Source organism: Niastella sp. OAS944 (assembly GCA_024809215.1).
Lineage (GTDB): Bacteria > Bacteroidota > Bacteroidia > Chitinophagales > Chitinophagaceae > Niastella.
Map to the genome: position 1 here is coordinate 336,394 of JANUBW010000010.1, position 13,025 is coordinate 349,418.

General features: G+C 42.7%; 10 protein-coding genes. 3 read left to right on the plus strand and 7 right to left on the minus strand.

Annotation, left to right across the window (positions count from 1 at the left end; all coding sequences use genetic code 11):
* Positions 1 to 88: 88 nt before the first annotated feature.
* Positions 89 to 961 carry an FHA domain-containing protein gene (locus GGD38_RS31465; protein WP_375303273.1) on the plus strand — a complete coding sequence of 291 codons (873 nt, stop codon included), beginning with the start codon at positions 89 to 91 and terminating at the stop codon, positions 959 to 961.
* A 181-nt stretch (positions 962 to 1,142) separates the two neighbouring features.
* Here the strand turns inward: GGD38_RS31465 and GGD38_RS31470 are convergent, their stop codons facing one another.
* Positions 1,143 to 1,553: a nuclear transport factor 2 family protein gene (locus GGD38_RS31470; RefSeq protein ID WP_375303272.1), complete on the minus strand. Its 411-nt coding sequence runs from the start codon at positions 1,551 to 1,553 to the stop codon at positions 1,143 to 1,145.
* A gap of 582 nt (positions 1,554 to 2,135) precedes the next feature.
* Between GGD38_RS31470 and GGD38_RS31475 the strand changes: the two genes are divergently transcribed.
* Positions 2,136 to 2,567, plus strand: coding sequence for a response regulator (locus GGD38_RS31475; RefSeq protein ID WP_375303271.1), 432 nt, complete (start codon positions 2,136 to 2,138; stop codon positions 2,565 to 2,567).
* Here GGD38_RS31475 and GGD38_RS31480 read toward each other — a convergent pair.
* The 6 genes from GGD38_RS31480 to GGD38_RS31505 all read right to left on the minus strand — a co-directional run bounded on the left by GGD38_RS31480 (position 2,564) and on the right by GGD38_RS31505 (position 11,113).
* Complete coding sequence (locus tag GGD38_RS31480; protein WP_375303270.1) at positions 2,564 to 3,535, minus strand: Gfo/Idh/MocA family protein; 972 nt, start codon at positions 3,533 to 3,535, stop codon at positions 2,564 to 2,566. The two genes, GGD38_RS31475 and GGD38_RS31480, sit on opposite strands and share 4 nt — an antisense overlap.
* A 529-nt stretch (positions 3,536 to 4,064) precedes the next feature.
* Positions 4,065 to 7,187 carry an efflux RND transporter permease subunit gene (locus tag GGD38_RS31485; protein ID WP_375303269.1) on the minus strand — a complete coding sequence of 1,041 codons (3,123 nt, stop codon included), beginning with the start codon at positions 7,185 to 7,187 and terminating at the stop codon, positions 4,065 to 4,067.
* 17 nt (positions 7,188 to 7,204) lie between these two features.
* The gene (locus GGD38_RS31490) at positions 7,205 to 8,281 is read right to left on the minus strand and encodes an efflux RND transporter periplasmic adaptor subunit (RefSeq protein WP_375303268.1); all 1,077 of its coding nucleotides are present in this window, start codon (positions 8,279 to 8,281) and stop codon (positions 7,205 to 7,207) included.
* 10 nt (positions 8,282 to 8,291) lie between these two features.
* Complete coding sequence (locus tag GGD38_RS31495) at positions 8,292 to 9,569, minus strand: TolC family protein (RefSeq protein ID WP_375303267.1); 1,278 nt, start codon at positions 9,567 to 9,569, stop codon at positions 8,292 to 8,294.
* A gap of 112 nt (positions 9,570 to 9,681) precedes the next feature.
* Positions 9,682 to 10,002: a hypothetical protein gene (locus tag GGD38_RS31500; protein ID WP_375303266.1), complete on the minus strand. Its 321-nt coding sequence runs from the start codon at positions 10,000 to 10,002 to the stop codon at positions 9,682 to 9,684.
* Positions 10,003 to 10,639: 637 nt separating this feature from the next.
* Positions 10,640 to 11,113 (minus strand): VOC family protein, encoded by a 474-nt coding sequence (locus GGD38_RS31505; RefSeq protein ID WP_375303265.1) that lies wholly within the window; start codon positions 11,111 to 11,113, stop codon positions 10,640 to 10,642.
* 921 nt (positions 11,114 to 12,034) lie between these two features.
* Between GGD38_RS31505 and GGD38_RS31510 the strand changes: the two genes are divergently transcribed.
* Positions 12,035 to 12,628 (plus strand): dihydrofolate reductase family protein, encoded by a 594-nt coding sequence (locus GGD38_RS31510; RefSeq protein ID WP_375303264.1) that lies wholly within the window; start codon positions 12,035 to 12,037, stop codon positions 12,626 to 12,628.
* Positions 12,629 to 13,025: the final 397 nt, after the last annotated feature.

Consider the following 13,025-nt stretch of genomic DNA (forward strand, 5'->3'; position numbering starts at 1 on the left):
ATAAAGCCCGGTATCCGGTAACTGGTAACCGGTAACAGTTTAAATAAAAACGTAGAGGTAAAATCATACATCATTACAATAAAGTAGTATGAAGAATTTTTTGAAGCGTTTGCTTTCCAACCCAACTCCCGCGGCCCCGGAACAGCAGGGCGAACCATCGTCGGCCACCAATAATGTGCAGCCGGCATTATCTATTCCGGCAACGCGTGCAAAGCGCGAGGAGATCGTACGGTTCATCATCAACGGACTAAAACCCTATATTGATGAAAAGGGACATACCATTGCCGGTTTGCGCTTATACGTGGTATGCAATAATAAAGAACTGGAAGAAACGCTGCAGGTAGCTTTGTGCAGCGATACGCCGGGTATGTTTCAAAAAGATCATCTTGAGCGCAAACTGGTGAACAATTTTATACAGCTTGCCCATGACTGGTTCTTTGAACATCACCTGGTTAAAGATAAAGTACCTGACTATTGCATAACGCATGGCTCCATGGGGCTTGAGGTAATAAGGCGCGGACAGGATTTTGTACAACAATATTCTATTGCAAAGTTACAGGTGCTGGTAGGCCAGGCAGAGTTGCCCGAGTATGAACTGAACCCGCAACAACAGCTAAAGTTCAATATAGGCAGAACAAAGAACCCGCAGTTGACATCGGGTAGAATACATACCAATGATATTGTATTTTGGGGTAGTGAAGATGCGTTGTTCGATGCGCAGGCAGGTATTGCCAATTTGCATGTGAGCCGTAATCATGCTTATATAGTATATAATCCGCAATTAGATAAATTCTTTCTCTTCCCCGATAAGGGCGGTTTACCCGAGAATGGTAACAAAACGAAGATCTATACTGCAGATGATAAAGTGAAGTCGTTGAATGTACCAGGTGTGTCGCACGAGTTGATGAACGGTGATCAGATCGAATTAGGTGGGTCGGCAATCCTTGTCTTTAAGAAATAGAAGTGATTGATTGATGGTTTGAGGTTTTGAGCGAGCGAAGTAAGAAGTAGGAGGTACGAAGTACGAAGTTGACGAGTTAACGAGTTAACCAGTTAACTCGTCAACTTTTCCTATTTCTTACTTCATACCTCTTACTTCTCAAGCCTACTACATCAAAGCGCTCATTTTAAGAAGGTTATTCTTACAACGACCTCATCGCCCTCGCACAAGTCAACGTATCAAAGCAATCCCTGAAATGGACCACCTCTTCATTGTCATTAAATTCCCAGGTCATTGACCACAAAGTAGAGAAGCGTTTATTTGTTTTTCGGGCCAGCGCTGTAAAATGACCGGTTGCAATAACCACGTTACCGTTTTCAAGAATATGTTCAACCGTCATGTCCTGCATATCCAGCGTATCCATTAGTTTGCCAAAGAATTCCTTTACATCATCACGTCCATGGTAAATACCGCCAAAGGGAATTTCAGGTTGACCCATTACTTCCCAAATGCAGTCGTTGCTCAATGAATTCAGAATGGTATTCAGGTCGCGCCGGTTAAAGGCATCGTACATGTCATTTACTTTCATTCCATAATGAACTAACGTTTCCATAAACAATTTTTTTTGAGAGGTTAAAAAAATAGGTATACTGTTTCAAAAGAGCTCAGAAGAGGGGAGCGGAGCATTTACAGATAAGAAAGAATGGTTGAGATAAGATATTATAAGCAGCACTACTAAATATACTACTTTTTAAAAGCGATATATGTTAAGCAATAAAGCTTTATTTTATAGTTATGATCATGGTCATTATAATCAATTGTGTATGGCAGATGACCAGCTTATTGTATAGATTAATTGATGTGGTTTTTACGGTCAATGATGCAACAGTGGTTAACTTTAACCATATGACATACACCGTAAAATGACGGGATTTGCAACTAAATGTTGTTAAACATTTTTATTTTTCATTTGAAATATTTAATTTTCCCCTCGATTGAAATCAAAAGCCCAAAAGACCACTTTCATTTGCGTTAAGGATCACGGTTCTCTCTCTGATTATTAGTATCCTGTACCGGATTAAGAAACACTGTTATTGTGAATCGCTATTGGATGAAAAACCCAATAGTTTCTGAGAAGAGTAATTACCTCGTGTATTTACCTGATTTGTATTGTTTACTGTTATTACTAATAATAATGAGTCAAAAACCTTTTATTTTGATTGCCGACGACGACCAGGAAGATCGTTACTTGTTGCATACTGCATTTGAAGAGATTGGGCGTTCGAACGATATTTACCTGGTTGAAAATGGTTTGCAGGTGTTCTCTTACCTGGAGACCTCAATAGAGCAGTCAGTCATGCCCTCATTGATAGTGCTCGACCTCAATATGCCAATTCTTAATGGCATGGAAACGCTATCACGCCTCAAGTCTCACAATGTTTACAAAAACATTCCTGTAATTATGTTCACTACCTCGGTGCATGAGGTAGAAAAAGCAAAATGTCTTGAAATTGGGGCGGCTGATTTTATAAAAAAGCCGGCCCGCTTTCAGCAAACTATTTCCACAGCGCGGTATTTACATGATTCCGCTATTGAAAATCGTCTTACAGCATCTAAAGATTGTTAATGCTGGCTACCTGCCAGCACTGTTTCAATGACCTTCATATTATTGATGGCATCCTGTAATGGAGTAGGTACCGGTGTGTTGTTTAAAATGGATTGTGCAAACAGATCGCCCTGCAGGGTGTATTGATCAACCGGTTCAAATGTCATTTCTTCTGAACCGTTCTTTGTATGCAGCCACAAACGGGTAAGTTCTGTGGGCGGTGCATTGAATGGTATTTCTATTTCAATGCGGCCTTCGGTACCGAGTATCTGTACCCGTTGGTAAGGCATTAATTGGGTTGAACAGGTGAAGGTGGCTGTTCCGTTTACGAATTGCAAAATGCCCGATGCCATGGTATCGGTTAACAAAACAGGATCAATGGTTACATGACCTGTTATTTTCAGCGGTTCGCTGTTGAAGATAAAGCGCGCCAGCGAAACGCAATAACAGCCAATATCCATCATACCGCCGCCGCCCATGTCTTTTTGGTTGCGAATGTTATTGGGGTCGGCGTTATAATAGGAGAAGAAAGAATGAATGGTTTTTAACTCGCCAATGCGCCCTGCATCAACCAGCTCTTTTGTTTTTACCCATTGCGGATGAAAGCGGTACATAAAAGCTTCCATTACTTTCACCTGCGGGTGGTTCTGCAATGCTTTTAGTAATTGCCTGGCTTCGGTAGAGGATAATGCAATAGGCTTTTCGCACAACACATGTTTGCCGGCCTGTATGGCTTTCAACGCCCACTCCACATGCATATGATTAGGCAGGGGAATATATACGGCGTCAATATTGGCATCGTTCAGCAATTCTTCATACGAACCATATACGGTAGGGATCTTCAGTTTGGCCGCAGCGTCTTTTGCCTGGTCAATATTGCGTGATGCAATGGCAGTTATATCGCAATATTTACCACGTTGCATGGCTGGTATCACTTTCTCTCTGGCTATTTTGGCAGTGCTTAGTATTCCCCAACGAATTTTATTCATATGATGAAGCTGTTTGGTAATGTGAATGGTTTTCAAAAGTAGGAATAAGTTCCAAGTTCCATGTTTCAGGTTTCATGTTCGGTAATTATTACTACCGTTAGCTTCGAACACTTTTAACTTTTAAATAATAGAAGGTTGGGAGGAAAGGAGGCGTTTAAATGATGTATTATAGGTGAAATTGGGCAACGCCTTGTGGGGTAAAATACATCTTTAAGTGGTATAACGATTGTATAAGTAGTGTATCGTTTAAACAAGTGGGTTAAAAGAGGGGCAGGATAGACATCCGCCCCCGTTTTAATCCAAAAATACTCTTTGAAAAACTAATGTAACTTAGTTCAAATTACACGCCAATCGCATAATAAACTAACTTTTGTATATCTATTTTCGGGCAATGTGAATTAATTTCCTCAATGCTTGTAATTTTCATCCTAATCAGTTGATATTTTTCCCAGTTTAGGAACGTTAATGTACTATAATACAATGACTTTGATGTTTGTTAATTTAGTCGAACGCCAATAGGGGAGCGATGTTAATCCATCTTCTGTCCCATCTTTCTATAACCTGCATAAAAGAATAACGGAAACACGAGTAAGGTCAATACCGTAGCCGTTATAAGTCCGCCGATTACCACAATAGCTAACGGTTTCGAGGTTTCGGAACCTATGCCATGCGATAAAGCTGCCGGCAGTAAACCTATGGCCGCCATCAGGGCCGTCATAATTACCGGCCGTACCCGGCTTTGCACGCCTTGTTTTATGGCCTGCTCCAGCGAATGGTGGTCAAATTCCTGTTTCTTTATCTTTTGCAGGTTGCTTTTAAATACCGAGATAAGTATCACCCCGTTTTGAATACATATTCCAAACAATGCAATAAAGCCAATACCGGCCGAGATGCTGAAGTTGGTGCCTGTAATAAGTAAGGCGGCAATACCGCCGATAATGGCAAAGGGTACGTTCAGTAACACCATGCCGGCATCCTTTACATTACCAAACATTACAAACAGTATCAAAAAAATGATAAGCAAACTCACCGGCACTACCTGGCCCAGGCGGTTGGTGGCGCGTTGCTGGTTCTCGAAGTCGCCGGCCCATTGCATTTCATAGCCTTTATTCAATTTCACCGCTTTGTTCACCTTTGCCTGCGCTTCGGCAATGGTGCTGCCCATATCCCTGCCGCGTACCGAAAACTTGATAGCGCTGTAACGGCGGTTATCGTCGCGGAAAATAACGCTGGGCCCCGTTAGCCGCTCAATGGTAGCAATATTCTTTATAGGCACCTGGGCGCCGCGCAAAGTAGGCACTAACAGGTTACTGATGGCTTCGGCATTGTTACGATAATTCTCCTGGTACCGCAAACGTAATTGAAATTTCTTCTCCCCTTCATAGATCTGCGATACGCCTTTACCACCAATGGCCATAGAAATAATGGCATTGGCATCGGCCGTGGTAACGCCATACAGGGCCATCTTGTTCTGGTCAAGGTCTATTCGCAATTCGGGCTGACCAATATTGCGAATAACACCCAGGTCTTCGACCCCCTCCACCTTCTTCATTACATTGTATACTTCATATGCTTTCTTTTCGGTATACGCCAGGCTGTCGCCATAGATCTTTACACATAAACTACCTTTAACACCCGATACGGCTTCTTCCACATTATCCATAATGGGTTGCGAAAAGTTAAGATCGATGCCGGGGAATACCGACAGGCTTTTTTGCATTTTATCAATCAACTGCTCCTTGGTAAGCCCGCTTTTCCACTCGCTTTTGGGATATATATCAACATGAAACTCTATGTTATAAAAACCGGTAGCATCGGTACCATCGTTTGGCCGGCCGGTTTGCGACATTACCTGCCGCACCTCGGGGTAGCTAAGCACTATCTTACGCATTTTGTTGGCCAGCTCGCGGCTTTCATCGAGGGAAACGCTGAGCGGACAGGTTGCCCTGATGTAAATAGCCCCTTCATCAAGCTCGGGTAAGAACTCGGTACCCAAAAATTTAAACGAGAACAAACCAACGGCAACTGCTGCAGTGGCTATAAGTATAGTAATGCGTTTTTTTGCATAAGTAAAGTTGAACAACCGCATTACGCCTTTTGTAAGCCCTTCCACAAACACATTGTGTTTTTCGCGAACATTCTTGCGTAGCAGAATACTACTCAGTAAAGGAATTAATGTAAGGGTTAAAAGAAGTGCGCCCAGTAATGCAAAACCCAATGTCCAGGCCAGTGGAGCGAACATCTTACCTTCTACTTTTTGAAAAGAAAAGATAGGTAACAGCCCAGCAATGATAATGAGTTTTGAAAAGAAGATGGCCTTGCCCAGTTCGCCGCCGGTATTTTTTATCATGCCCAGTTTCGATAGCCGGTTAAACCGCTGCATACCGTAGCTATGCGCTTTTTGATCGAGCAATACAAAGATGCCTTCTACCATCACCACTGCGCCATCTATGATAATACCAAAGTCAATAGCGCCCATGGAAAGCAGGTTGGCGCTCATGCCGCGCATGGTTAAACAAATAAATGCAAACAGCAGCGAGAGTGGAATAACAATGGCAACTATTACGGTGGTACGCCAGTCGGCCATAAATAAGAATACGATCACGGTAACAAACACAATACCTTCCAGCATGTTGTGCAAAACGGTATGTGTGGCGTAAGTAATAAGATCGTTGCGATTGTAAAAGGTGTTTATCTTAACATCAGATGGTAACACTTTTTCGTTCAGGTAATCGATCTTCTCCTGTACCCGTTTTATTACCTCGCCGGGGTTTTCGCCTTTACGCATTACAATGATGCCTTCAATCACATCGTTTTGTTTATCGCGACCCACCTGGCCAAGGCGGGGCAGGGCGCTGATCTCTACATCGGCCACATCTTTTACCAGTACCGGTGTACCATTGATATTATCAACAATGATATTGCCTATTTCTTCCACGTTATTAATAAGACCGATGCCACGTACTACGTACGACTGTGAATTGTCAACGATCACATCGCCACCTACATTGATATTACTTTTTGATGCCGCATTAAATACATCGAGCGGCGTAATATTATACGAAGCCAGCTTTTGCGGGTTTACTTTTATTTCATAGGTCTTTACTTCGCCGCCAAAACTTACTACATCACCAACACCGGGTACACCCAGCAGCTGCCGTTCAATAACCCAGTCTTGCAAGGTCTTAAGATCACGCACCGATTTGGTAGTGCTTGATAATGTATAACGGAATATTTCACCGGTAGGCCCTGTTGGGGGTTGAATATCGGGGTCGGCGCCTTCGGGTAGTTCAATATCGCGCAGCAGGTTGTTTACCTGTTGACGGGCAAAGGCATCGTCAACGTGATCGTCGAAAATAACTTTTACAACCGACAGACCGAACACCGTGGTACTGCGCACCGATGTTTTCTTTTGCACCGGGTTCATGGCCACTTCAATGGGAACGGTCACAAACTTCTCTACTTCTTCGGCGCTACGCCCCGCCCATTGGGTAATGATTGTTATTTGAGTATTAGTTACATCGGGGAAGGCCTCAATTGGAATATTCTTAAAAGCAATTGCACCCCAGATTATTAGTATGATGGTAGCCAGGAATATAAATAGCTTGTTCTTTAACGAAAAAGCTATTATTCGTTTTATGAGTTTGTTCATTCTTAGTTCTAAGTTTTTTAGTTCTCAGTTAAAGCCTGATAAATGAATACCTGCGAGTTGGTAACAACCTGCTCGCCTTCTAACAATCCCTGCACATACGCCTTATCATCAACTCTCTTAATAAGCTGCACTTCTTTTATATGCAGTCCTTTGGCATCTTTAACTACTACATAGTTCTTGCTGTTGTCGAGCACAATGGCTTGAGAGGGAATGGTAAGCATGTTATCGGCCGATTTACCAAACACTTTAACTGTAACAAACATTTCGGGCATCAGCTCATTGTTGGGGTTGGGCATACTAATGCGCACCTTCATGGTACGGTTGGCCGGGTCAAGCACATTGTATATTTTATCAATAGTGCCAAAGAAAGGCGTGTTGGGGTTGGCCAGGGTGGTTACTCTAACTGTATCGCCTAAATGAATGCGATTGATGTCGGCTTCATATACATTGGCTATAGCCCAAACGGTGCTAAGGTCGGCCACCGTAAACAATGAATTGTTATTGTCCTGTCGTACTTCAGAGTTGCCTGTAATATTTCTTTCAATAACATAACCGGTAAGTGGCGCTTTTAATTCGTAAACGGCGTTTTTGCCGCCGGTGATGGCCAGCACCTGTTTGGCGCGGTTCAATTCAGAAAGCGCTTTGTTATAATCAACCTGGGCGGTAGTGTATTCACGACTGGTAGCCAGGTTACCTTCGTACAGGTCTTTAGTGCTTTCGAGGTTCTTTTTTGTCATGGCCACATTGGCTTCGGCCAGCGACAGGTCGTTTGAGCTGCCGGCCACTTCCATACTCTGCAACACCGCCAGGGTTTGCCCTTGTTTTACTTTATCGCCCAGGGCTACGTTCACACTTCTTATTTTACCACTGGCAAGGGCATATACTTTTGCCTGGTGGTCTTCATTGGCCTGTATTTTTCCGTTTAGCTTAAATGATTCAGCGGCGTTTTCCATAGTAACAGGGGCCGTTTGCACCGTTTGCATAATACTGTCTAGCGGGTTGTTGTTGGTTACAGGGGCCGCTTCGGGACTGTTACATGCCGTAGTTGCTATGTATAGAAGAATGGGGATGATGCTTGTTTTATAGGAGATCATGTTGAATTAATTAAAGGTTTACAATGGGTTTTCCAATGGTGAAGTTCAGCGACTCAATAGCCTGTATGCGATCGTTCTGCAGCTGGTTATATTGCAACACGTTTTGTTTATAGCTGTCGTAGAAATCGGTGAACTCAAGTAAGCTGATATTTCTTTTTTCAAAATTCTCGGTAATACTTTTAAGCAGTTTGTCAAAGTCCTGCTGAAAACCGGGGTCAATGCTTGTGATCATCTTTTCGGTATTCAATGCTTTACTGTAAGCCTGTTGCACTTCATTTTCTACCGTTTGTTTTTGCAGGGTGAGTGTGGTATTGCTTTGATCGATGGCGATCTTAGCTGCTTTTATATTACCCTGGTTGCGGTTAAAAAAGGGCAGGTCCATAGCCAGGGTAAGAAAAGAGGCATTGTTAACAAAGCTGCCGCGTTTATCAAACTGGGCGCCGGCGGTAAGGTCGGGCACCTTCATTGCTTTTTGCAGGTTATAGTTTTGTTGGTTAAATACCACTGTATTGGCTGCCAGTTGCAGATCGTACCGGTTGGCATAGGCGCTGTCGATAAGCGTAGGCAACAGGTATTTTCTAATAGAAGCCGGGTTGTTAGCAGCTGCTGTTACCGGAATAAACCAGGTATGGTTATTCTGTAGCAGTAATTGCAGTTCGGCTTCTACATCATTGAACTGGTTTTGTAAGGTTGTTTGTTCGGCCCTGAGGCTGTAGAGTAACGATTTTACCCGCACTACTTCTTTCAGGGTGATCACACCTTTCTGCTGCAATTCGGTATAGTTGGCAGTTAGCTTTTCCAGGGCGGCAATAGGCACCTGGTAGGCGGTGATAGCATTGTGCAGAAAGCTGGCCTGGTAAAAATCGCTGTGCAGGGTGTAGCGTAAAGTGCGCAACAAATCGTAAAAGCGGTTTTCGGCCATCAGGGTATTGGTTTCGGCCATTTTTATCTGTTTGTTGCGTTTGCCGGCCAGGGTGATCAGTTGTTGAAAGCTGGCCACATACTCACCGGTTCGGTCGCTTACATCGAACCATTTCTTTCTGTCGGGATTATAAGCATTGGCTGCAATTTGAATATTGGGATTGTTGTATAAACGGGCTTGCATAACCTGGGCGCGGGCGATATCAATATTGTATCGTTCGGCCATTAATGACAGGTTTTTGCTGGTAAACTGTTGTTCGGCTTCTGATAATGTAACGCGCAGCGTATCCTGAGCGGTGCAGGTAATAACAGTGCATAGTATGCCTGTTAACACGCACGCTGTGCGCATGAATAGGGTGATCTTCATTTTAATCTTGTTGAATAATAAAATGTCAGTTTGAAAGAATAACGGGTAGCTGAAGGCAACAAACAATACGTTTGTATTGCTTGCAGCTTATAGCTTGAAGCTTGCAGCTGTTTTAAACTACTTTGGGTGGAGGAGAAACTAAATTGGGATAACCGGGTGTGAGTTTGTTCTCAATATAACCGGTAAAACATTTTACAGGTTGTTCGGTAGCAGCGGGTTTGGTTTGAATTTCTGCTACATAAGGATGCCAGGTAAAGTCTACGATCTTTATGATGTGATAGGGGTTACCGCTATCATCATCTTCATCTTCGGGCGTGCTATCGTAGTGGCCCATTACTTCCTGATCAATAAACTCAACAAGGGTGTTAATGTCGTCAACCTGTTGGCCACTGGGATCATACACATCAACCTCTGCCATCTGTGGTATAAACATAGATGTGTTAAGGTGATTTAACAATAGTATGAATGCCAGTAACTTTCGTAACATGCGATCACAAAAATAAAAACTATAGTGATTTATAAAAGTCCTTAACAACTAATTTGCAATGGCGAATGGCGAGTGGTGAGTAAAGGCGAGTGGTGAGTAAAGGCGAGTGGTGAATGGTGAGTGGTGAGTGGGTTTACTCTGTGCGACCTAAAACGCTGGGTGCAGGCGGTTTTCTGGTTGTTAATGTTAAAGAAAAGTAAATGATCAGGTAAGTATTCGCCTGTTTTTAAGGTTGGCTATTACACATAAAACAGCTTGAAAGGCTTGTGCTACAAGGGTTTCGTTGACATTTATTGGTGTTTGACATAATAAAACAATGAAAAACCTCGTTAGTGTAGCAATTAAATGCGATGTACTTTTACATCATCGGCAACGGTAGCGCTGAAAGGCACAAGAAGAAAGCAAGACAAGGGCTACCACGAAGCAAAAGCTTCACACTAAAGAGATTTTTACTTTTTTTTCATATGGCAAGCAATCGTTAGAGGTCGGCTGTTTCTACAGAGGACCTTTTTTCTTTTAAGGCCATCCCTGGTCAACACGTCAACCAGTCAATTGGTATTCCTTTATCAACTCCATCAACTTTTCAACCCTCTGCTGCTGCTTTTAAAGCCGCTATATCAAGTTTTACCATTTTCATCATGGCTTGCATAGCCCGGCCGGCTTTGGCCCTGTCTGGGTCGCTAAGGAGCTGCAGCATTATGAGCGGCGTGATCTGCCAGTGAAGCCCGTATTTATCTTTTAACCAGCCACAGGCTATCTCTTTGCCACCGCCTTCCAATAGCTTGTTCCAATAATAATCAATCTCATCCTGGGAGTAGCAATTTACGGTAAGCGAAATAGCATCAGTGAAGGGGTGACCGGGGCCGCCGTTCATTAAATGAATTTCCTGCCCTTCCAATTCCATGGTAGCCACTAAAAAGCTGCCTTCGGTGCCGGGCCCGCCGGGTGGAACCTGAGCAACCCTTACCACCTTTGAATCTTCAAAAATGGACAAATAAAAGTTCATGGCTTCTTCGGCATTATTATCGAACCAAAGGAAAGGGCTGACTTTCTGCATAATATGAATGTTTAGGCTATAAGTTACAGCAAAATTTATTCCCCCGGCTTAAGTAATGCTGTACTATCCTGTACTATCCTGTTTGTAAGTGGTAACCATCATAGGTTATGGCTTCTGAAATGTAGGCTGGTAGCGGGTTTTGCAAATGTATAGCAGGTTTTGGCATAATGAAATCGGTAAAAAGCTGATTATGTAAGAAGTACAATGCTCTGTACTTTTACATCATCAACAAGGGTAGCGCTGAAAGGCACAAGAAGAAGAAAGCAAGACAAGGGCTACCACGAAGCAAAGCTTCACCCCAAATTAGATTTTACCTTTTTTTTCATATGGCAAGCAATCGTTAGAGGTCGGCTGTTTCTACAGCGGGCCTTTTTTCTTTTTAAATACAGCTATAAGAACTAAAAACTAAGAACTTTTTTTTTCACGCATGCAACCTTACCTACTCACCCCTATCAATATCTGCTTATTTCATCTGTTTTCATTGGTAAAACATAGCCGGAGATCATAAAGGTCAATGTTGCAATTGTAGACTGGCTGCGGGTTTTGCAACTGTTTAGTAACGTTAGCCATAATGAATTCGTGAAAAAGCTGATTATGCAGAAAGTAATGCGCGTTGTACTTTTACATCATCAACAAAGGTAGCGCTGAAAGGCACAAGGTTCAAGAGGCAAGGCACAAGAAGAAGAAAGCAACATAAGGGCTACCACGAAGCAAGCGCTTCACCCCCAATTAGATTTTACCTTTTTTTTCATATGGCAAGCAATCGTTAGAGGTCGGCTGTTTCTACAGCGGGCCTTTTTTCTTTTTAGGCCCTCCTTTGTCACAATTCATCCCCTAATTAGTCATTTTTACCCCGCTTCAGATCCTGCAATGAATGTTAGTTTTGTATTGTCAATAACGACAAACAAAAAAACAAATAAAATGAGAAAGATAATTGTCTTGTCAATGATCAGTATGGATGGTGTTATGCAGGGGCCCGGTGGACCAAAAGAGGATACCTCAGGCGGTTTTAAATATGGCGGCTGGACGGTCTCTTATGGCGACGAAATGTTTAACAATCTCATGATGGAAGAGCTGAAGCAGACCGATTATCTGTTGGGCAGAAAAACGTTTGAAATTTTTGAATCTTACTGGCCTAAGCATGCCGACTTTTGGCCGGGCGTTAATGAGGGTAATAAATATGTTCTTTCGCAGACCAGAAACAAATCAGATTGGAAAAATACCAATTTCATTAATAGTGTGGCAGCTATTGAAAAGCTTAAAAATACCGAAGGCGTCGATCTTCAGGTTTGGGGCAGCAGTGAGCTCATTCATCTGTTACTTAAGCACGACCTGGTTGACGAGCTTCGCCTCAAAATTTACCCGGTGATTCTTGGCGAAGGAAAAAAGCTGTTCGATAAGGGTTCCATGCCGGCCGCATTTACCTTAACAGAAAGCCATGTAACAACAAAAGGCGTTATTATAGCCAATTACAAACGGGATGGCGAAATTATAACCGGCGATGTTGGTGCTTAGGACATCATGAAGAATAATGCTTCTATTGCAGTGTGGCCGCGGGTTTGGCAACTATTTTGTAACGTTAGCCATAATAAATTCGTGACAAAGCTGATTATGCTGAAAGTATTGTACGCTGTACATTTGCATCATCAACAACGGTAGCACGGTAAAAGAGGAAAGAAAGAGAAGAAGCTACCCACGAAGCAAGCGCTTCAACTCAAATAGATTTTATATTTTTTTTCATATGGCAAGCAATCGTTAGAGGTCGGCTGTTTCTACAGCGGACTTTTTTCTTTTATAGCCCCCTTATGATTTATAAAGGATCATGTTGAAAAATTGGGGGATTTAGGAGAAAGTATTTTTTTTGCAGCAAGATGAGTAAAGCACAAGGACAGGATACAGCAAAAGAATTGAT

Excerpts from the sequence above, each read along its gene's own strand:
- GGD38_RS31465 (WP_375303273.1), top strand. The coding sequence starts at position 89 with ATGAAGAATTTTTTGAAGCGTTTGCTTTCCAACCCAACTCCCGCGGCC.
- GGD38_RS31470 (WP_375303272.1), bottom strand. The coding sequence starts at position 1,553 with ATGGAAACGTTAGTTCATTATGGAATGAAAGTAAATGACATGTACGAT.
- GGD38_RS31475 (WP_375303271.1), top strand. The coding sequence starts at position 2,136 with ATGAGTCAAAAACCTTTTATTTTGATTGCCGACGACGACCAGGAAGAT.
- GGD38_RS31480 (WP_375303270.1), bottom strand. The coding sequence starts at position 3,535 with ATGAATAAAATTCGTTGGGGAATACTAAGCACTGCCAAAATAGCCAGA.
- GGD38_RS31485 (WP_375303269.1), bottom strand. The coding sequence starts at position 7,187 with ATGAACAAACTCATAAAACGAATAATAGCTTTTTCGTTAAAGAACAAG.
- GGD38_RS31490 (WP_375303268.1), bottom strand. The coding sequence starts at position 8,281 with ATGATCTCCTATAAAACAAGCATCATCCCCATTCTTCTATACATAGCA.
- GGD38_RS31495 (WP_375303267.1), bottom strand. The coding sequence starts at position 9,569 with ATGAAGATCACCCTATTCATGCGCACAGCGTGCGTGTTAACAGGCATA.
- GGD38_RS31500 (WP_375303266.1), bottom strand. The coding sequence starts at position 10,002 with ATGTTTATACCACAGATGGCAGAGGTTGATGTGTATGATCCCAGTGGC.
- GGD38_RS31505 (WP_375303265.1), bottom strand. The coding sequence starts at position 11,113 with ATGCAGAAAGTCAGCCCTTTCCTTTGGTTCGATAATAATGCCGAAGAA.
- GGD38_RS31510 (WP_375303264.1), top strand. The coding sequence starts at position 12,035 with ATGAGAAAGATAATTGTCTTGTCAATGATCAGTATGGATGGTGTTATG.